Below are 20,031 nucleotides of genomic sequence, written 5' to 3' on the forward strand. Positions count from 1 at the left end.
CGGGTACCAGAGTGTTCTTATCCTGGTACCAGAACTACCTGGCAACCGGCTGAGTCTTCCGGCACCCTGGAGCCATGACCACGATGGTGCAGGAGACCGCCGTACAGTCCGTGACCGCCGTACGGCCCGCCGACGGGGACGTACGCCGGGGCGAGCTGGCGGCGTTCCTGCGCAGCCGGCGCGAGCGGATCACCCCCGAGCAGGTCGGCCTGCCACGCGGCCCGCGCAGGCGCACGCCCGGGCTGCGCCGCGAGGAGGTCGCCCAGCTCGCCGCGGTGGGGGTCACCTGGTACACGTGGCTCGAACAGGCGAGGGACATCCATGTCTCCGCGCAGGTCCTCGACTCCATCGCCCGCGCGCTGCTGCTGGACCGCAGCGAGCGCGAGCACCTGTTCGCGCTGGCCGGGGCCGTGGACCCGAGCCCCGGCAACGAGTGCACGGGCGTGACGCCGGCGCTCCGGCTGATGCTGGAGCAGCTGGAGCCGTTCCCGGCCTGTGTGCAGAACTCGCGGTTCGACATCGTCGCGTACAACCGCACCTACGGGCGGCTGCTGTGCGACATGGACGCGGTGCCCCCGGAGGACCGCAACTGTCTGTGGCTGGCCCTCACCCACCCCGTCTGGCGCGACAGCATGGTCGACCGGGAGGAGACGATCCGGGGAATGGCCGCCAAGTACCGGGCCTCGATGGCCGAGCACCTGGCCGAGCCGGCGTGGAAGGCGCTGCTGAAGCGGTGCCAGGACGCCTCGCCCGAGTTCCGCGAGGTCTGGGCCCGGCACGAGGTGCTGCGGCCGAGCAACAAGGTCAAGGTCTTCCGCCAGGCGCGGGTGGGCCTGCTCCGGCTCACCGCCACCACCCTGTGGACCGGCCCGAACCCGGGACCGAAGGTGACGGTCTACACCCCGGTGGACGGCGAGTCACACGAGCGCCTGGAGAAGCTTCACGCGCTGGTGCTCGCCGAGGTCTGAGCGGGCGCGCGCTCCTCGTCGCCGAAGAGCGTGGCGGCGCGCCGGGCGGTGGCGGCCGCCCAGCGGCCCGTGGTCACCACCCCGAGCAGCAGCACGGCTGCCCCGCACCCGGCGATGATCCACCAGGCGGGGCGGGCCGCCTCGGTGAACCGGGCGGCGCTGCCCGACGCCCCGGAGGACAGCACCGCGCCGATCACCGCGACCCCCAGCGAGGCGCCCACCTGGCGGCTGGTGGAGGCCACGGCGGCCGCGACCCCGGCCTGGGTGCGCGGCATGCCGGACACCGCGGTGTTGGTGATGGGCGCGTTGACCAGGCCGAAGCCGATGCCGAACAGCACATACCCGGCCAGCAGCAGGCCGTCGGTGGCCTGGGCGTCGAAGGCCGCGAACAGCACCCCGCTCATCCCCATCGCCGCCCCGGCCAGCAGCAGTGGCAGCCGCGGCCCACGGCTGCCGACCAGCCGCCCGGACAGCGGCGCGAACACGAAGCACATGGCCGCCATCGGCAGCATCCACAGCCCCGCGTGCAGCGCGTTGAGCCCGCGCGCGTCCTGGAGGTACAGCGTGTTCAGGAACAGGAAGCCGCTCAGCGCCGCGAAGGCGCTCACCGCTATGACCGTGGCCCCGCTGAAGGGCACGCTGTGGAAGAAGCGCAGCTCGATCAGCGGCTCGGCGCGGCGGCGCTCGTACGCCACGAGCCCGGCCAGCGAGCCGGCCGCGACCGCGGCGCACACGGCGATCAGCGGCGAGCCCCAGCCCCGGTCGGGCGCCTCGATGATGGCGTACGTGAGCGAGCCGAGCAGCGTGATCACCAGGAGCTGGCCCACCGGATCGGCCCGGCGCGGCCGCGGGGCGCGCGACTCGGGCACGTACCGGGCGGTCAGCACCACGGCCGCGAGCCCTATCGGCAGATTGAGCCAGAAGATCGAGCGCCAGCCGACCGACTGCACCAGCACCCCGCCCACCAGCGGCCCGGCCGCCATGCTGATGCCGACGACCCCGCCCCACACCCCGATCGCCCGGGCCCGCTCCTTGGGCTCGGTGAAGGTGTTGGCGATGATCGACATCGCGACGGGGTTGAGCATCGAGCCGCCGACCGCCTGCACCATCCGGAAGGCCACCAGCGCCTCCAGGTTCGGCGCGAGGCTGCACAGCGCGGAGCCGAGGGTGAAGACCACCAGGCCGGTCTGGAAGGTGCGCTTGCGCCCGACCCGGTCCGCCGTCGAGCCCGCGAGCATCAGCAGCGCGGCGACGACCAGCGTGTACGCGTCGATCGTCCACTGCATCCCGGAGACGGAGGCGTGCAGCTCACGCCGCATCGAGGGCAGGGCGACATTGAGGACCGTGTTGTCGAGGCTGACGAGCAGCAGGCTCATGCAGCAGATCGCCAGCACGAGCATGCGCCGGCGGTGGCTCAGCTCAGGCATGTTTGAACGCTACATCCACAATCCGGGCCGGGCCGTCATCCGGCTCCGGCGCATCCGGGTCGGGCCGTCAACCGGGCCCGGCGCATCCGGGTCCGGGCGTGCGGGACAATGAGAAGTCCGCCGCCCTGACCGCATACCCGAGAGATACCCGAGGACGCCCCTTCCATGACCGCCACGCAGCTGCAGATCGGACCGCACACGGTGACCCCGCCGGTGGTGCTCGCGCCCATGGCCGGGATCACCAACGCGCCGTTCCGCACCCTCTGCCGTGAGTTCTCGGGCGGCAAGGGGCTGTTCGTCAGCGAGATGATCACGACGCGGGCGCTGGTCGAGCGCGACGCCAAGACCATGCGGCTGATCCACTTCGACGGCTCCGAGAAGCCCCGCTCCATCCAGCTGTACGGCGTGGACCCGGTGACCGTCGGCAAGGCCGTACGGATGATCGTGGACGAGGACCTGGCCGACCACATCGACCTGAACTTCGGCTGCCCGGTCCCCAAGGTCACCCGCAAGGGCGGCGGCTCGGCGCTCCCGTACAAGCGCAACCTGCTGCGCTCGATCCTGCGCGAGGCCGTGACCGGCGCCGGCTCGCTGCCGGTGACGATGAAGATGCGCAAGGGCATCGACGACGACCACATCACCTACCTCGACGCGGGCCGCATCGCGGTGGAGGAGGGCGTGACGGCCATCGCCCTGCACGGCCGTACGGCGGCGCAGCACTACGGCGGCACGGCCGACTGGGACGCCATCGCCCGGCTGAAGGAGTCCGTCCCCGAGATCCCGGTGCTGGGCAACGGCGACATCTGGTCGGCGGACGACGCCATGCGCATGATGCGCGAGACGGGCTGCGACGGCGTGGTCGTGGGCCGCGGCTGCCTGGGCCGGCCCTGGCTGTTCGGCGACCTGGTCGCGGCCTTCGAAGGCGGCGGCGCACCGGCCCGGCCCACCCTCAGGGAGGTCGCGGCGGTCATGCGGCGCCACGCCGAGCTGCTGGCCGAGTGGCTGGAGGACGAGGAGCGCGGCGTCATCGACTTCCGCAAGCACGTCGCCTGGTACACCAAGGGCTTCTCGGTGGGCTCCGAGATGCGCAAGCGCCTGGCGATCACCTCCTCCCTGGCCGAGCTCGACGCCCTCCTCGCCGAGCTGGACCTGGACCAGGAGTGGCCGGCGGGCGCGGACGGCCCGCGCGGCCGCACCTCCGGCCGCAACCGGGTCGTCCTGCCGGACGGCTGGCTGGACGACCCGTACGACTGCGCGGGCGTCAGCGCGGACGCGGAGCTGGACACCTCGGGCGGGTGACCGGGGCCGGCCCGGGCCGGGGTCCGGGGGCGGCCACCAGCAGGTCGAGCGCCAGCGCCGCCGTCCAGCTGAAGTCCCGGGTGCCGCGCGCCTGGCCCGTGTACGGGTCGACGTACTCGGCGAAGCCGGAGGAGACGGCCACCTCGAGGGCGGCGGAGCGCAGGGTGTCGGCCAGGGGTGCGGCGCCGTGCCGCCGCAGGCCGCGTTCGACCAGCCAGTTGACGTTGAACCAGGCGGGGCCGCGCCAGTAGCGGGACGTGTCGAAGGCGGCGCCCAGCAGGTCGTAGCTGGGGACGAGGCGCGCGGTGGCGCCCAGGCCGAAGTGGGGGCCCGTCGCGGTGCGGATGAGGTGGGCGGCGAGGGCGGGCGGCAGGTCGGGGACGATCAGGGGCAGCAGGCCGGCCGCGCCGCGCTCGGGGATCAGCGTGTCGTCGCGCAGGTCGCGGCAGAGGAACAGCCCGGTGGCCGGGTCCCACAGCCGCTCCACCAGCGCGTCGGTGAGCTGCCGGGCCCGCGCCCGGTGGGGCGCCGGGGCGGCGCCGACGGCGGGGGCGATCTCGGCCAGCGCGTGTTCGGAGGCGATCAGCAGGGCGTTGACGCCCGGGTCCTCCACGGCGAAGGCGGGTAGCGGCCCGTCGTCGCGGTAGCCGCGGTCCCGGTAGTCGGCGGCGAGCCGCACATAGCGCCCGTAGTCCAGGTCGGTGGGCCGGTCGGCGGCCGCGCCGTGGTGGAGGTCGGCGCGGCGGAAGGTGCCGGGCGCGGCGGGCTCGATCCGCTTCAGCGGGGCGTCCCAGCAGGGGCTGTTGTCCATGCCGGGCTCCCAGGGGTGGACCACGGCCACCAGCCCGTGGCCGCCCAGGTCGCGGGCCTCGGTCAGATAGCGGTGCCAGGCGGCGAGCTTGGGGTACAGCCGGGCCAGGAAGCCGCGGCGGGCCGAGGTCCGGGGGTCGGCACGGTGCACCAGCAGGCAGGCGAGCGCGTGGACGGGGGGCTGGACGATGCCGGAGGTCTCGACGGTCGCGGGGGCGCCGGCGGCCGCGCCCGCGCGGGAGGAGCGCCAGAAGTCGGGGCTGGGGAAGTAGGCGTCGAGCGGCACCGCCGGGTTGAAGACGATGTGCGGGATCCGGCCGTCGTCCCATTGGGCGCACAGCAGGGTCTCCAGCTCCCGCTGGGCGCGGGGCGCCGACAGGTGGCGCAGTCCGATGGCGATGAAGGCCGAGTCCCAGCTCCACTGGTGCGGGTAGAGGCCGTGGGAGGGGACCGTGGAGGTGCCGGTCCAGTTGTCCAGGAGCACCCGCCGGGCGCCGCGCAGCAGCCGCGGGGGCGCGGGCTGGTGGGGCTCGCCGCTTTCCACGAAGGACTCCGAGAGGGTCGTGGCCTCGTATTGCCGTCACGGCGAAGATAGCCGAGCGCGCGGCGGGGCCTGCTGCGTGGAACGTGCTCGTTCGGGGGGTTCCCCTGCGAGGTGCTCGTTTGAGCGGGGTCCCTCTCGTTGTATCCAAAAGGCGAGATGATACCCCGTCAGAGCGCGTGATTCTCGCCACTCTGATAGCCCCCTCGCTCACATGAGCGGTGATCCGGAGGGGTCTCGGCGGCGCGGGACTGTGCTCACCTCTCCAAGGCATGGCACTCCGTGCCACCTTTTGGATGTTCGACACGCCGAACCAATAGTGACGTAGGGTGACGTCGGAGCGTTTTGGTGTGGTCGAAACGTAAGCATGTATTCGACACTTGAATCAAACGCGGCAGGGGCGTCATTCGTACGAGTGACTTTCGAACTCGTGGCAGGCGGGTGGTTACAGCCGAATGACGGGGGAGTGCACATGCTCAGGCGCCTTCGATCTGGGTACGCTCCCCGCCGTCAGGGCAGCCGAGCCGAGGAGTTCGAGTCCCGTGCCGGAAACACAAGATCAGCAGAAGTTCGTTTACGACTTCACCGAGGGCAACAAGGACCTCAAGGACCTGCTCGGCGGGAAGGGCGCCAACCTGGCCGAGATGACCAATCTCGGTCTCCCCGTGCCACCGGGCTTCACCATCACCACCGAGGCCTGCAAGGTCTACCTCGCCAGCGGCGAGGAGCCCCCGGCCCTGCGCGACGAGGTGAGTGCGCACCTCGACGCCCTCGAGCGGAAGATGGGCAAGAAGCTCGGCCAGCCGGACGACCCGCTGCTGGTCTCGGTGCGCTCCGGCGCCAAGTTCTCGATGCCCGGCATGATGGACACCGTCCTCAACATCGGCCTCTCCGACGACTCGGTCGCGGGCCTCGCGGCCCAGGCCGGCGACGAGCGGTTCGCCTGGGACTCCTACCGCCGCCTCATCCAGATGTTCGGCAAGACCGTGCTCGGCGTGGACGGCGACCTCTTCGAGGAGGCGCTCGAGGACGCCAAGCGCGCCAAGGGCGTGACCGTCGACGTCGACCTGGACGCCGGGGACCTCAAGCGGCTGGTCACGGAGTTCAAGGACATCGTCGCGCAGGAGACCGGCCGTGGCTTCCCGCAGGAGCCGCGCGAGCAGATGGACCTCGCCGTGCGGGCGGTCTTCGACTCGTGGAACGGCGACCGCGCCAAGCTCTACCGCCGCCAGGAGCGCATCCCCCACGACCTGGGCACCGCCGTCAACATCTGCTCCATGGTCTTCGGCAACCTCGGCCCCGACTCCGGCACGGGCGTCGCCTTCACCCGGGACCCGGCCAGCGGCCAGCAGGGCGTGTACGGCGACTACCTGCAGAACGCCCAGGGCGAGGACGTCGTCGCCGGGATCCGCAACACCGTGCCGCTCGCCGACCTGGAGCGGATCGACAAGGGCTCGTACGACGAGCTGATGCGGATCATGGAGATCCTCGAGAACCACTACCTGGACCTCTGCGACATCGAGTTCACCATCGAGCGCGGCAAGCTGTGGATGCTCCAGACCCGCGTCGGCAAGCGCACCGCCGGGGCTGCCTTCCGCATCGCCACCCAGCTCGTCGACCAGGGCCTGATCGACGAGGCCGAGGCGCTGCGGCGGGTCAACGGCGCCCAGCTCGCCCAGCTGATGTTCCCGCGCTTCGACGAGGAAGCGGCGGACGGCGACGCGGTGCGCAAGCTCGGCCGCGGCATCGCCGCCTCGCCGGGCGCGGCCGTCGGCAAGGCCGTCTTCGACTCGTACACCGCGGTCAAGTGGTCCCGGTCCGGCGAGAAGGTCATCCTCATCCGCCGCGAGACCAACCCCGACGACCTCGACGGCATGATCGCCGCCGAGGGCATCCTGACCTCCCGCGGCGGCAAGACCTCGCACGCCGCCGTCGTCGCCCGCGGCATGGGCAAGACCTGTGTCTGCGGCGCCGAGGAGCTCGAAGTCGACACCAAGCGGCGCCGGATGACGGTGCCCGGCCTCGACGGCAAGGACGGCCTGGTGATCGAGGAGGGCGACGTCATCTCGATCGACGGCTCCTCCGGCAAGGTCTACCTGGGCGAGGTCCCCGTCGTCCCCTCCCCGGTCGTCGAGTACTTCGAGGGCCGGATGCACGCGGGCGCCGACGACGCCGACGAGCTCGTACGGGCCGTCCACCGGATCATGGCCTACGCCGACCGGGTGCGCCGGCTCCGGGTGCGGGCCAACGCCGACAACGCCGAGGACGCCGCCCGCGCCCGCCGCTTCGGCGCCCAGGGCATCGGCCTGTGCCGCACCGAGCACATGTTCCTCGGCGAGCGGCGCGAACTGGTCGAGCGGCTGATCCTCGCCCACACCGACGAGGAGCGGGAAGCCGCCCTCGGGGCGCTGCTGCCGCTCCAGAAGGACGACTTCGTCGAGCTGTTCGAGGCGATGGACGGGCTGCCCGTCACCGTACGGCTCCTCGACCCGCCGCTCCACGAGTTCCTGCCCGACATCACCGAGCTGTCGGTGCGCGTCGCCCTCGCCGAGTCCCGCAAGGACCACAACGAGAACGACCTGCGCCTGCTCCAGGCCGTCCACCGCCTCCACGAGCAGAACCCGATGCTGGGCCTGCGCGGGGTGCGCCTCGGCCTCGTCATCCCCGGACTCTTCGCCATGCAGGTCCGGGCCATCGCGGAGGCCGCCGCCGAGCGCCGGGGCGCCAAGGGCGATCCGCGCGCCGAGATCATGATCCCGCTGGTCGGCACGGTCCAGGAACTGGAGATCGTCCGCGAGGAGGCCGAAAAGGTCATCGAGGAGGTGGAGCGCGCCCGGGGCGTGGACCTCAAGCTGACCCTCGGCACCATGATCGAGCTGCCGCGCGCCGCGCTGACCGCCGCTCAGATCGCCGAGTCCGCCGACTTCTTCTCCTTCGGCACCAACGACCTCACCCAGACGGTCTGGGGCTTCTCCCGCGACGACGTCGAGGCCAGCTTCTTCACCGCCTACCTGGAGAAGGGCATCTTCGGCGTCAGCCCCTTCGAGACCATCGACAAGGACGGCGTCGGCTCCCTGGTCCGCAGCGCCGCCGAAGCCGGCCGCGCCACCCGCCCCGACCTCAAGCTCGGCGTCTGCGGTGAACACGGCGGCGACCCGGAGTCCGTCCACTTCTTCCACGAGGTGGGCCTGGACTACGTCTCCTGCTCCCCGTTCCGCATCCCGGTCGCCCGCCTGGAATCCGGCCGCGCGGCGGTCATCGAGCGGTAACGGCTCACCAACCACCGGATTCGGCCCGGGGCCCCTACCCTCAGCCCCACCGCTGACTCCGGCCCGCAAAGGGGGCGGCACCTGTGCGGAGGTGCCGCCCCCTCATCTGCTGCCGACCTGCTGGGACACGTCGGGTGTGACGGAAACGACGAGGCCGCCCGTACGTCACGAAGGCAACGCAGGTACGGGGCGGGAGCGATCACAGGGATAGCCGCAAGGCCCAGCCGACCCCGCCTGGGAAATCGTCTTGGCGCACCAGGCTCGGGGTGTAGCACTCGGGGGCGGGCCGACCAGCCTTCTCCCAGTCCGCGAGCCATCCGCGCAGGATGGCCAGGGATGGCGAGCCGGCCCGGTCGGCGATGATTTTGCCATCCTGTTGAATGACAGCAGCCCCGCTCTCGGTCGAGTGGCCGATCGCCCACAGGTCCGGGTGGAGTCCCGCCATCGTGAGCTGCCGGCCGCCGAAGGTGCCGGCGAAGGTCCGCCAGCTTGACCAGCCGACCTCGGCGCCGGCGTACAGCTCGGTGTGCGTTCCGTTCAGGAGCTGCTCCAGGGCGGATCGTGCCCCGGTGTGCAGGTGGTCATCCTCCGCCCGCCATGCGATGGAGATCCACGAGGCTGCCGGGACGCGGTTCTCCCAGTCCACCCACCTTCCCGGCAAGTCGAGATCGCCCTTCGGTGAGGTGGTGGCCTCGATGTACCCGCCGTTGAAGATCTGCTCGACGTGCGGCCGGCTGCCGCGGACGCGGATCTTTGCGACGACGGTCATGTTGGGCACGGAGGCGATCGGCAGCGGGGCGACGATGAGGCCGCCGTCGACGACCTGGTCGACCCATGCCTGGGGCAGGAGCGGTGGGGTGCACCAGGCCACCATCCGGTGTACGGGGCTCGGGCGGGGAAGCCGGCCGTGCCGTCGGCGGTGTGGCAGCGGATGTTGTCCAGGCCCCGCTCGTGGTGGATCAGGTTGGCCCAGCGGGTCAGGTAGGTGTCGACGTCGAGGCTGGTCACCTGCCCGGTGGGGCCGACGAGCTGGGCGAGGAGGGCGCCGGAGTAGCCGGAACCGGTGCCGAATTCGACGACGTTCAAGCCCGGCCCGACTTCCAGCGTGCCCAGCTCGCGGTGGATGACGGCGGGATTGGAGCGGTGCGGGGTGGCGCCGCGGCCTTGGTGGTGGGTGTAGTGGTGCTCGGGGACAGACGCGGCGGCCAGGGCGATGGCGCTCAAGGATCACTCCTTCGAGGGGATCGGGGTACGCGTATCCGTCAACTGCTCCGGGCGGGTGAGGGACACGCTGCCTGCGGTATGGCGGCGGTCAGATGGTGAGGGCGGTGGGGTGGTGCCAGCCTGCCTCGATGTACTCGCCGATCGGCCCGCCGCCGGGCAGTTCGGCCCAGGCGTGGTACTCCACCGGCGGCGGAGAGAACCGGGCGCCCAGGCACCAGTGCAGACGGCGGCCGAGGAGTGCGGCCGCGAGCACGGCGCCGAGCGAGGTCTCCATACACGCGGCGCGGCCGGGCCACAGGCGGCCTGTGTGCCTGACCGCACTGACCAGCGTTTCGGCCCTCACGGCAGTCAGCGGCCGCCAGCCTGCCCGCCGTGCCCAGCGGACTGCCCGGACGGTGTGCCGGAAGGGCAGCCGCAGCAGCACCAGGGCCAGGGCGAGGCCGATCGTCGCGGCACATCGCTCAAGGAGGGTTCCGGAGCGGACGGTGGAGTACGCCTCCATGCTCGTCATCGCCCCCACCTCCGCCACCAGGGACGCCTCGCGCTCGCGCTCGCGGTCTCGGTGACGGCGAGTCCCTGAGCGGTGAGAGCATCAGCCACGGCCCGGACGTCGGCAGCGGCCTGCACCGTGCTGATTCCGTAGCGGTTGGCGTACTGCTCGACGGCGTGGTGCTCGGCGGTGCCGGCCAAGAGGAGCATGACTGCGGCCGATGCGGTCGGGGTCAGGTGGCTCCAGCGGCCGCTGTGCTCGTCGAGAATGGCCCCGCCGTCGTCGGCGAGGATCGCGTGGGCACCTTCACGCAGCTGCCACATGGTTGCTCACCTCCCACCATGAGGTGGTCGTGGTGGTCTCCATCTGACGCAGCCAGACCTCGGCGCTGACAGCGAGGTGCAGGGCGCCTTGGGCGGTCGGTTGCCCGGCTGCGGCGCGCTGCAGCATGCGCTCTACTGGAGCTTGGGTGATCAGCCCGACGGCGGAAAGGCGAGAGGTCGGGCCGAGTAGATGGGCAAGGACCGCCGCGTGTCGGGTGAGTCCTGCGTAGGCGAGCGCATTGAACCCGCCCTTGGTCGCGCGGGACAGGACGAAGTCCGGCACGACGTCGGTGTGAGCGAAAGCCTCGCCCAGCAGCGGCTTGTACCGGCCAGGTGTGCCGCGCTGGTCGGCGGGAACAGCCAGGCAGGCCCGGATCACTTCGTTGTCCAGGAATGGGGCGGCGATCTCCATGCCGTATTCGGCCCAGGCGAGTTCACACAGCCCGCTGGTGTCTGTCCCGACCCTGGCGAGGTCCTGCCGGTCCGTCCAAGCAGTCAGATGCCTGGGCTCCTCGGGGATTTCGTCGGCGGCCGCATCCAGGGCCTCCGCCAGCTGGTTGCGCACCTCGGGGCTCATCCAGTCGGCGGTGGCCAGCAGGGGCGTCCAGGAGATGGGACGCTCTGCCTGCGGCACCCACTCGCGGGGAGCGCGGCGCAGTTCGGTGGCGGTGTGGCGCCAGGCGTCGGAGAGGCCCACGCGCGAGGCCGGGCGGGCGCGCCGCAGTACGGTCCGGGGGAGACGTGTCGCAGGCGAGCGTGGGCATGCGCGTGCGTCAAAGCTCGGCGGTACTGCCGGTCGCGCAGCAGATCGGCCAGGTAGGAGGACGGCGCGGACAGCACTGCATCCCCGGCCGCCCCGGTGAAGTGGACGCCCACCGCCTGATGCTCGGCAACGGTAGCCAGCACCGCACGTTTGATGGCGGCCGTGACGGCGTACGCGTTGGGCGCGTCAGTCAGCGGCAGAGAAGACAGGTCGTCCAGGCCGCTGTAGTACACGGTCTCGTCGCCGCCGGGCACTGTGTGATGGGTGAGCTCCGGTACCGCAGCAGCTGTGCGCACCGCGTAGACGAGATCGTCGTCCCTCAGCCGGGAATCAGCGAAAGTCACCGCGGTGACCGGCCCGCGCCGCGCAGCGAGACATGCCAGCGTCGTGGAGTCCAGCCCGGCCAGGTCCGCACTCGCCGCTCCGGTGCCATCCAGGCGCGTATCGACCGCCTCGCTCAGCGCTGCCCGTACCTGCGGAGCGGCATCGGAAAGGCTCATCGGCTGGTAGCTGACCGGCTCGTAGCGAATGGTGCTCGCTCCGCTGGGGGTGAGGACCAGCAGTTGACCGGTTGGTACGCGGCTCACTGCGCGGAACAGGCTCCGTCCCCCTAAGACATCCGGTTGCGCCAGGGCCAGGTGGGCGGCAAGAGCGGTCGGATCGAACGGGGCCCCATCCAGCGCGGCCAGCGCGCTGGCTGACGTGGACCACCACGTTCCTGTGGGTTCCGGCCGCCAATAGACCGGGTGCTGGCCCGCCAGATCGCCGATCACCGCCAGTGATTCGCCGCTGCACGCGATGGTCAGGTATGAGCCGGGCCAGCGGGTCAGCGCGTTCCAGTCTCTCGCCCGCACGGTCGTCAGCGCCTGGTGCAGCTGCTCGTCGTCGACGCCACAGTCACCGATGACTGCCAGTGCCAGCGGGCCTGAGCGTGCCGACCGGACCTGGCCGGCAGGCCGGCCAACAGCCCATGCCGCCGCTATGCCGGGCACCGGCTCGCCGCTCCTCGGCAGCCGGTCAGGCTCGCTTGCTCCGTACCACCCCGTACTCCACCGCATCAGCCGCCCACTCCCTGTAAGTCCGGTCATCGCCTTCGGCGGTCGACATAGAGAGGCGCCGGGCTGCCGGCCCTTCCCCTAACGGCCCTAACTGCAGACCCGACGCCGCTCAAGCCTGGGGCCAGGCCGGGGCGCACACCCGCCCGGCCCCAGGCAGCCTGCGGATCAGTCGTTCTTGTACTGGGTGTCGTCGGCGGTGTCGAAGGTCGCGGTGCCCAGCGTCACCTCGACGACCGTGCCGGCGTCCAGGACGACCGGAGCGGTGTACACGGGAGCGGTGGCGGTCTGCGTGTTCATGAGTCCTACCTCCATGGTGTTCCGTCCCGCGTGCCCGGGAGTGGACACGCCGTGGACGTCGTACCTGGCCGAGCGGCCGGAGCCGGGGGAGCTGCATGGGTCCCGACCGCTTGGCGCTGACGCACAGTCAACCCAGGTCATGCCGCTGGCGGTACGGTGTGGGGCAGGGCAAGCGGTATATCAGGTATACGGGCAGGCATTCATGACCAAGCGCACCCCGAATTACCAGCTCAAGGACCTCGTCGCCGAGTCCGGGCTGACCTATGCGGCCCTGGCCAAGGCGGTACGCGCCGTAGCCGCCGAGTGCGGTACAGCATTACGGACCAACAAGTCGACCATCGAGCACTGGATCAGCGGTGTCGTCCCTGCAGGCGACACCGGCCGCTGCCTCGCCGTAGCACTCTCCCGACGACTCGGTCGTCTGCTCACCCTTCATGACCTGGGGCTCGCGCCGCGTGACGAGGAGGATGACAGCCTCGGGCTGTCGCTCGGCGAGGATCCACTGGACACCCTGCTGCCGATGTGGAGGAACGAATTGGACCGGCGCCGCTTCCTCACCACGTCCGCCTACTCGGTCGCTGCCGCCGGTCTGCCGCTGTCGTACGTCCGAGAAATCGCCGACCGGACCACCGCCGCCCGCACCGGCCAGACCATCGGCATGGCCGAAGTCGCCGCGGTCCGCGACATGGTGAGACTCTTCTCAGAGATGGACGAACGTCACGGCGGCCAGCACGGTCGGAGCGCCCTGGTGCAATACCTGCGCGACGACGTCACCCCACTGTGCCGAGGCCGCTTCCGAACCGAGAAGATCCGCCAGCACATGCTCTCGGCCGCCAGCCGCGGCGTACACCTGCTCGGTTGGAAGTCCTACGACGCAGGGCAACAGGGCCTCGCCCAGCGCTACTACCTGCAGTCCTACGCACTCGCCGTCGAGTCCGGTGTTCCCGGCCACGACGGATTCGTGATGCGCACGATGGCGATGCAAGGGCTCAAGCTGCACCGGCCCGAGCACTGCCAGGCCCTGGCCGAGACCGGCCTCGGCCGGGCCGAGGGCAAGGTCGACGTGCAGACGGAAGCCCTGTTCCGCGTCGTGCACGCTCACACCCTGGCCAAGTCCGGGCAACGGCGGGCAGCCATTGTTGAGGCTGAGCGGGCGCGCAGCCTCCTGGCCGCCGACCGGGGGGACGAGGTGCCGTTCTGGGCCCTCACCTGGGGGCCGCCCGCCGCAACGGTCTACTCGCGCAACGCGAAGGTCTACGAGACGTTGGGCGACCGAAAGACAGCAGCGGAGCAGTACGCGCGGGCCGCCGCGTCTCGGCCAGCCGGCTACGCGCGGATCGTCGCCCTCGACCTGGTGGCGAGCGCCGAGATGCAGCTCAAGGGCGGCAGCATCGAGCAAGCATGCGCCACGTGGAATCGGGCGATGGACCACATGGATGGTGTGCGATCCGTCCGCACCCGCAAGGCCGTGACTCGAATGCGCAGGGACCTCACCCGCTTCCGCGCCCGCGGTCTGCGCTGCGCGGCTGACTTGGATGAGCGGGCCATCGAATTCCTGAGGCCCGGCTGATCACCGTGCAGCGGATCACTGTGGATAGGACGCCTCCCCCGGGGGGGTAGTCGCTGTGGGGTGGGGTGTCGGCTGATGTCGGTCATGCCCGTGAGGAGGCGGCAATGAGCGCCTCGGCTTCTGCCCGGTCCTGGTCGTCGGGGAGGGGCGGGCGGAACTTGCGCAGCGTGGCGTCCGACAAGAGCGGCTGAGCCTCTCAATGCTCACCGAGCTCAGCCGAATACGTGTCCGTCTCATGCTTGAGTCCATCGATACCCTGACCCGATGGATGTGGTGAGCGACGCGATCTCGACCGTGCGCCTCGGACGGCCCTCTTCCAGCCGGGTGCGGGTGAGCGGAAGCTGGTGCACGCGGCTCGCCCCGTATGACGGGGCGGGCTTCCATGTCGTCCTGGAGGGCGGCTGCTGGCTGCTGCCCGACGGCGGCGCCCCGGTCTCGCTCGGCGCGGGTGACGCGGTGTTGCTGCCGCACGGCACGGGACATGTGATCGCCGACTCTCCCGTCGACGCGGTGGCCGTGGAGCGGGCGGTGCCGTTCGAGCGGTGGCTGGACGGAACGGGGCCGAGCCGGCCGCGGGCCGGCTCGGGCGGGGTGGAGATGGTGTGCGGCAAGTACCGGCTCGACCGCAGCCGCGTGCACCCGCTCATGGCGGAACTGCCCGAGGTGGTCCACCTGCCGAACCGGGTGGGCAGCCACCCCGAACTGCGTGCCGTCGTCGACCTGCTGGGCCGGGAGCTGGGCGAACAGCGGCCCGGCTCCTGCATGGCGGTCCCCGGCCTGCTCGATCTCTTCCTGATCTATGTGCTCCGCTCCTGGATGGCCGAGGGCACGGCCGGAGCCTGGCCCGCCGTGCTGGGCGACCCCGTGGCGGCCGCTGCCCTGCGGGCGCTGCACTCCGACCCCTCCGCCCCGTGGACCAACGACCGCCTGGCCGCCGAGGCGGGGGTCTCACGCCCCACCCTGGCCCGCCGGTTCACCACCCTGGTCGGCCGCCCTCCGGTGGCGTACCTGACCTGGTGGCGGCTCACCCTCGCCGCCACCCTGCTCCGCGATACGCCGGATCCCCTGGCCGCCATCGCCCGCCGGGTCGGCTACGGCACCCCGTACGCCCTCTCCCACGCCTTCAGCCGGGAATTCGGGATCAGCCCCGGGCGGTACCGGGCGGAGGCCGCGGGGCGGGTGGCGGCCGGGTGACGGGCACGCGGGGGCGGCGCCTGGCCGGGCGCCGCCCCCTTCACTCCCCCCACGGGAGCCGTTGCCGCTCGCATCGGCTCGGGCGGCAACAGAAGTGCCCAACGGCCGATACATACTCGTCACCCCCCACGGGAACGAGCAATCCGGTCGTGAGCACCGCCTGTTGAATTGCGGACGGCCGCCGGTGGCCTTTCCGATGGCCGCGCTTTTCAACGGGGAACAGCTTTCCGGTTCCGCCCGGCTCGCCGCGCCCTGTTTCAACTCTGGCCAAAAGGGCGTGGTCACTGACGGTGTCACCGTGCATACTCTTTGGTGATCGGGGGCGATCACGGGTGTCACTTGGTGGGGGTCCAGTGCTGCGTGTGCATTTTGGCGAGCTCGATCTGGCCCGGCTGCGGATGGCGAGCCGTCCGGACGCGCTGTGGGAAACCGTTTTGAGTTTCCACCGGCTGCGCGAGAACCGGGCGGCCACCGTATACGGAGAATGGCGTTCACTGGTGCGAAATAGGGTGAACGGCGAAGCGCGACTCCTCGCGCCACTCATTCCCTCACGCGGCTATTTCCCCGACTTCCTGACGCCCGCCGAAGGGATAATCGGCTGCGACAGCGCGATGGAGGCGCTGCGCGCGACCCCCGGGGAGCGGCTGCACGCGGAGATCGCGCGGCTTCCGGCGGCCCGACTGCCCGGCTGGATACGCGACCTGGCGCAGGGCGAGCGGCGGGCCCTGGACCGGCTGGCCGCCGCGCTCAGCTCCTACCACGAGGCGGCGATCGCCCCGTACTGGCCGCGCCTTCAGGCCCGTATCGAGGCGGACCGGGCCGTGCGGGGCCGCGCCCTGCTGGACGGGGGCGCGGACGGGCTGCTGGCGTCCCTGCCGCCGACGATGCGGTGGCGGGCGCCGGTCCTGGAGGTCGACTACCCGGTGGACCGGGACCTGGAGCTCGGCGGGCGCGGACTGCTGCTCCAGCCGTCCTTCTTCTGCCGAAGAACCCCGGTCACCCTCTACGACCCCGGCCTCACACCGGTGCTGGTCTACCCGGTCGAACACACCCCGCGCGCCGCCCCGCCCCGCCCGTCGGCCCACCACGCCCCCACCCCGCGTCCCGCCCCCGGACCCAGGTCCGCTCCCCGGCCCGCTCCGGGCCCCGGCGCCGCCCGCTCCCTGGGCAGGCTCGTCGGGCAGACCCGGTCCGCCGTGCTGCAGGGGGTCGGGGGCGGCTGCACCACCAGCGAACTCGCCCGCCGGGTCGGGGTGTCGCTCGCCTCCGCCAGCCAGCACGCCAGCGTGCTGCGCGACGCCGGCCTGGTGCTCACCCTCCGCCGGGGCAGCGCCGTCCTGCACACCCTGACCCCGCTGGGCGCCGCCCTGCTGCGCGGCGGCGCCCCCGTTCAGTCGTCGATGCCCGAGCGCTCGACCCCCGCCACGATGTAGCGCTGCAGGAAGAGGAAGACCACCAGCAGCGGCAGGATCGACACGGCGGCCGCCACGAACAGCTCGTGGATGTTGACCGTCTGGGCGGTGGTGAAGGTCGACAGCGCGACCTGGACGGTCCACGCCTCCCGGTCCTGGCCGATGACCAGCGGCCACAGGAAGGAATTCCAGGCGCCGATGAAGACGATCGTGCCGACCGCCGCGAACACCGGCCGCGAGTTGGGCACCACGACCCGCCAGTACGTGCGCCAGTAGCCGAGGCCGTCCACCCGCGCCGCGTCCTCCAGCTCCCGGGGGAACCCCAGGAAGTACTGGCGGAAGACGAACGCCGCGAAGGCGCTGAACAGCGTCGGCACCACCAGGCCCCGCAGCGTGGACACCCAGCCCAGCGAGGACACCAGGACGAAGGTCGGTACGAAGGTGACGGCGGCCGGGACCATCAGGGTCCCCAGGATCCAGTAGAACACCACATTCGCATAGCGGTACGGGATCCTGGCCAGGCCGTACCCCGCGAGGGAGGCCAGCAGCAGCGTGCCCAGCGTTGTCGCCACCGCGATCAGCGAGGAGTTGAGCAGCGCGTGCGCCATCGGGACGTTCGGGTCGTCGAACAGCTCGCCGATGTTGGACCACCGCAGCTCGCTCGGGAAGAACGTCCACTCGGCCGAGGTGATGTCCTCCTCGCGCGACAGCCCGTTGCGCACCAGCAGATAGAACGGGATCAGGAAGAGCAGCGCCAGCGCGATCAGCAGGACGAGCCGCAGCGCCCGGCCGACGCGCACGAGCGGTTCGCGCACGAGCGGGTCCCGTACGCGCGGGTCCCGTACGCGCGGTTCGCGCACGCCGGGGGCGCGTACGCCAGAGGCGCGTACGCCAGGGCCGCGCTCGAGCCGGTCGCGTCCGAGAGGCTTCCGCATTCCGGTCAGTCCTCCTTCCGGCCGAGCCCGAACCAGCGGGCCTGCGCCACCGTCACCACCGCGATGATCAGCGCCAGGATCACCGCGCCCGCGCTGCCGAGCCCCAGGTTCTGCCCCTGGCCCAGCGCCGTGTAGTACAGGTACACCAGCGGGGGACGGGCGTACGGCGGATAGCCGCGCGAGTCCGAGAGCAGGTTGTAGAACTCGTCGAACGCCTGGAAGGCGTTGATGACCAGCAGCAGCGTCACCGCGATCGACGTGGCCCGCAGCTGCGGGAAGGTGATGTACCGGAAGACCTGCCACCCCGGCCGCGCGCCGTCCACGGCCGCCGCCTCGTACAGGTGGCGTGGGATGCGCTGCAGCCCGGCCAGGAACAGCACCATGTAGAAGCCCGCCTGCAACCACAGCCGCACGGTCACGATGACCAGCCAGTACCAGGGCGGATCGGTCGTCGACAGCCAGGCGATCTGGTCGGCGCCGAACCAGCCGAGCACGGTGTTGGCCAGCCCGAACCGCACCCCGTTGAAGATCGACATCTTCCAGATCAGCGCCGCCACGACATACGAGCACGCCACCGGCAGGAAGAACACCGAGCGGAAGAACGCCTGCGCCCAGCGCAGCCTGTTGACCATCAGCGCGAGCGACAGCGACAGCAGGAAGGTGGCCGGGACGATGAAGGCCGTGAACACCAGGAAGGTGACCAGGCTGTCGGTGAACGCGTCGTCCCGCAGCATCGCCGTGTAGTTGTCCAGGCCGACGAAGTCGGTGGGCGAGACCGTGTTGTGCGCGTCGAAGAAGCTGAGGTAGACGCTCCACCCCAGCGGTACGTACGTGAACAGGCCCAGCCCGAGCGCGAACGGGCCGACGAAGACCCAGAACCACAGCGTGCGGTTCTGCGGGCCCAGCAGCCGGCGGCGCGCGGGCCCGGCGGACCCGCTCGGCGGCGCGTCCCGGCGCCGGGGCCCGCCCGCCTCGTCGGCCTTGTCCAGAAGCGTGTCCTGCGGCATCGGCGGGCGTCAGCTCTTCTTCTGCACGCGCCGCAGCTCCGCGGCCACCTTGCGCACCACGCTCCGCAGCTCCTGGTCCGCGTTCGCGCCGTCCTTGATGATCCGGTTGAGCGCGTCCTGGTAGGCGGTCTTGCTCGCCGGGGTCCACAGCAGCGGCTCCGCGTAGCCGTGGTCGGTGGCGTAGCGCACCGCGTCCCCGGCCGCGCCGTCGCGCAGCTTGGCGGCCTTCTTGGCGAGCGAGATCCGGGCCGGGATGTGGAAGCCGTACGACAGCGCGAAGTCCTCCTGGTACTCCGTCTTGTCCACCCACAGCCACTTCACGAAGGCCTTCGCCTCCGCCTTGTGCTTCGCCTTGGAGCTGACCGCCGCGCCGTACGCCCCGACCGGCACCGACGGCTTGCCCGCCGAGCCGTCCTTCGGGAACGGCAGCACCCCGAAGTCGTCACCCAGCGCCTTCTTCACCTGCGGCAGCGCCCACAGCCCCGACCACTGCATGGCCGTGAGCCCCTGGATGAACGCCGACGGGTCCGACCAGTCGGACGGCGCCCCCAGCAGCAGCGACTTGTCCGCGTACAGCCGGTGGATCTTCTCCAGCGCGCGGGCGGCGGCCGGGTCGTCGAAGCCGACCTCGCCGCCGTCGGTGACCAGCTGGAGCCCGGCGGCCTGCAGCGGGGTGCCGCCGAGCACCCCGGCGCCGCCGTCGTTGCCGAGGAACAGCCCCTTGGTCTTCTTGTCCGTGAGCGCCTTCGCGGCGTCCACCAGCTCGTCGAGCGTCCGCGGCGGCTCCACGCCGGCGTCCTTCAGCAGGCTCTTGCGGTAGTAGAGCAGCTGCATGTCGACGACCTGCGGAATGCCCCAGATCTTGCCGTCGTACGTCTTGGGCGCGAGGACCGCCTGGTTGAAGTCGTCCTTGACGCCGTCGAGGAGGTCGGTCAGGTCCACGACCTGGCCGCCCTGGATCTGGTCCAGCGTCGGGCCGTTGGCCTCGAACACATCGGGCCCGGAGGTGGTGAGCAGCGCGGCGGCCGTCTGCTGGTCGTAGTTCCCCGGCCGCCACTGCACCTCGACCTTGGCCTTGCCGGTCTTGCCGTACGCGGCGGCGTACCGCTTCACCGCCTGCTCGGTGCCGTCCTCGCCGTACTGGTGGTACCACTGCTCGATGACCGGCTTGCCGTCCGCATCCTCGGAGTCGCGCCCGGTGTTGGAGCCGCAGGCGGCGGCCAGCGCCCCCGTCAGCGCCAGGCTGCCGCCGACGCCGAGCAGTCGTCTGCGGCTGACGGACTTGTGGCTGTTGGACATGGTGCGCCCCCTCGCGTCATCGCTGCCTGTGGCCTGTGGCCGGATCATGCAACCAACCACGGTACGGCCCAGTGATCAACCTTGGGGGCGGAATACGACAGCGTTGTTGCGGCGGTGTGTCACCTCTCCGGGTGCGTCACGTCTC

General features: G+C 71.3%; 18 protein-coding genes. 6 read left to right on the forward strand and 12 right to left on the reverse strand.

Translation table 11 applies throughout. From position 1 onward, the window contains the following. Nucleotides 1-74: 74 nt before the first annotated feature. The gene (locus tag ABFY07_RS21200) at nt 75-968 is read left to right on the forward strand and encodes a helix-turn-helix transcriptional regulator (RefSeq protein ID WP_470070532.1); all 894 of its coding nucleotides are present in this window, start codon (nt 75-77) and stop codon (nt 966-968) included. Here the strand turns inward: ABFY07_RS21200 and ABFY07_RS21205 are convergent. After that, on the reverse strand, nt 941-2,395 hold the full coding sequence (locus ABFY07_RS21205; RefSeq protein ID WP_346176007.1) for an MFS transporter: 1,455 nt from the start codon (nt 2,393-2,395) through the stop codon (nt 941-943). The genes ABFY07_RS21200 and ABFY07_RS21205 overlap by 28 nt on opposite strands. A 165-nt stretch (nt 2,396-2,560) precedes the next feature. On the opposite strand from ABFY07_RS21205, the gene dusB reads away from it, so the two are divergent. Beyond that, a complete protein-coding gene (gene dusB, locus ABFY07_RS21210) occupies nt 2,561-3,694 on the forward strand; it encodes a tRNA dihydrouridine synthase DusB (protein WP_065959110.1) in 1,134 nt (377 codons plus the stop codon). Here the strand turns inward: dusB and ABFY07_RS21215 are convergent. Beyond that, nucleotides 3,657-5,048, reverse strand: a complete 1,392-nt coding sequence (locus tag ABFY07_RS21215) for an MGH1-like glycoside hydrolase domain-containing protein (protein WP_346176008.1) — start codon at nt 5,046-5,048, stop codon at nt 3,657-3,659. The two genes, dusB and ABFY07_RS21215, sit on opposite strands and share 38 nt — an antisense overlap. 539 nt (nt 5,049-5,587) lie before the next feature. Here ABFY07_RS21215 and ppdK point away from each other — a divergent pair. Then, nucleotides 5,588-8,314, forward strand: a complete 2,727-nt coding sequence (gene ppdK / locus ABFY07_RS21220) for a pyruvate, phosphate dikinase (protein ID WP_346176009.1) — start codon at nt 5,588-5,590, stop codon at nt 8,312-8,314. A 199-nt stretch (nt 8,315-8,513) separates the two neighbouring features. On the opposite strand, the gene ABFY07_RS21225 is transcribed toward ppdK, so the two are convergent. The 7 genes from ABFY07_RS21225 to ABFY07_RS21255 form a co-directional block, all read right to left on the reverse strand. Then, nucleotides 8,514-9,092 carry a hypothetical protein gene (locus ABFY07_RS21225; protein ID WP_346176010.1) on the reverse strand — a complete coding sequence of 193 codons (579 nt, stop codon included), beginning with the start codon at nt 9,090-9,092 and terminating at the stop codon, nt 8,514-8,516. Beyond that, a complete protein-coding gene (locus tag ABFY07_RS21230; protein WP_346176011.1) occupies nt 9,080-9,538 on the reverse strand; it encodes a hypothetical protein in 459 nt (152 codons plus the stop codon). Before ABFY07_RS21230 ends, ABFY07_RS21225 begins: the two co-directional genes overlap by 13 nt. 88 nt (nt 9,539-9,626) lie before the next feature. Beyond that, the gene (locus ABFY07_RS21235) at nt 9,627-10,049 is read right to left on the reverse strand and encodes a lasso peptide biosynthesis B2 protein (RefSeq protein WP_346176012.1); all 423 of its coding nucleotides are present in this window, start codon (nt 10,047-10,049) and stop codon (nt 9,627-9,629) included. Further along, the gene (locus tag ABFY07_RS21240; protein WP_346176013.1) at nt 10,046-10,351 is read right to left on the reverse strand and encodes a PqqD family peptide modification chaperone; all 306 of its coding nucleotides are present in this window, start codon (nt 10,349-10,351) and stop codon (nt 10,046-10,048) included. Before ABFY07_RS21240 ends, ABFY07_RS21235 begins: the two co-directional genes overlap by 4 nt. Continuing rightward, the gene (locus ABFY07_RS21245) at nt 10,335-10,985 is read right to left on the reverse strand and encodes an asparagine synthase-related protein (protein WP_346176014.1); all 651 of its coding nucleotides are present in this window, start codon (nt 10,983-10,985) and stop codon (nt 10,335-10,337) included. The genes ABFY07_RS21240 and ABFY07_RS21245 overlap by 17 nt, the downstream gene beginning before the upstream one ends. After that, complete coding sequence (locus ABFY07_RS21250) at nt 10,925-12,106, reverse strand: asparagine synthase-related protein (protein ID WP_346176015.1); 1,182 nt, start codon at nt 12,104-12,106, stop codon at nt 10,925-10,927. Before ABFY07_RS21250 ends, ABFY07_RS21245 begins: the two co-directional genes overlap by 61 nt. A gap of 231 nt (nt 12,107-12,337) precedes the next feature. Next, on the reverse strand, nt 12,338-12,469 hold the full coding sequence (locus tag ABFY07_RS21255) for a lasso RiPP family leader peptide-containing protein (protein ID WP_346176016.1): 132 nt from the start codon (nt 12,467-12,469) through the stop codon (nt 12,338-12,340). A 202-nt stretch (nt 12,470-12,671) separates the two neighbouring features. On the opposite strand from ABFY07_RS21255, the gene ABFY07_RS21260 reads away from it, so the two are divergent. The 3 genes from ABFY07_RS21260 (at nt 12,672) to ABFY07_RS21270 (ending at nt 16,666) form a co-directional block, all read left to right on the forward strand. Beyond that, a complete protein-coding gene (locus tag ABFY07_RS21260) occupies nt 12,672-14,039 on the forward strand; it encodes an NsdA family TPR-like regulatory protein (protein ID WP_346176017.1) in 1,368 nt (455 codons plus the stop codon). A gap of 264 nt (nt 14,040-14,303) precedes the next feature. Then, on the forward strand, nt 14,304-15,233 hold the full coding sequence (locus ABFY07_RS21265; RefSeq protein WP_346176018.1) for an AraC family transcriptional regulator: 930 nt from the start codon (nt 14,304-14,306) through the stop codon (nt 15,231-15,233). Nucleotides 15,234-15,586: 353 nt separating this feature from the next. Then, nucleotides 15,587-16,666, forward strand: a complete 1,080-nt coding sequence (locus ABFY07_RS21270) for a helix-turn-helix domain-containing protein (protein ID WP_346176019.1) — start codon at nt 15,587-15,589, stop codon at nt 16,664-16,666. Here ABFY07_RS21270 and ABFY07_RS21275 read toward each other — a convergent pair. The 3 genes from ABFY07_RS21275 to ABFY07_RS21285 form a co-directional block, all read right to left on the reverse strand. Beyond that, nucleotides 16,624-17,460 carry a carbohydrate ABC transporter permease gene (locus ABFY07_RS21275; protein ID WP_065959090.1) on the reverse strand — a complete coding sequence of 279 codons (837 nt, stop codon included), beginning with the start codon at nt 17,458-17,460 and terminating at the stop codon, nt 16,624-16,626. The genes ABFY07_RS21270 and ABFY07_RS21275 overlap by 43 nt on opposite strands. Nucleotides 17,461-17,585: 125 nt before the next feature. Next, nucleotides 17,586-18,587, reverse strand: a complete 1,002-nt coding sequence (locus ABFY07_RS21280; protein ID WP_346176020.1) for a carbohydrate ABC transporter permease — start codon at nt 18,585-18,587, stop codon at nt 17,586-17,588. Between the two features lie 9 nt (nt 18,588-18,596). After that, a complete protein-coding gene (locus ABFY07_RS21285) occupies nt 18,597-19,886 on the reverse strand; it encodes an ABC transporter substrate-binding protein (protein ID WP_346176021.1) in 1,290 nt (429 codons plus the stop codon). Nucleotides 19,887-20,031: the final 145 nt, after the last annotated feature.

Source organism: Streptomyces sparsogenes subsp. cuspidosporus (assembly GCF_039532705.1).
GTDB lineage: Bacteria > Actinomycetota > Actinomycetes > Streptomycetales > Streptomycetaceae > Streptomyces > Streptomyces sparsogenes.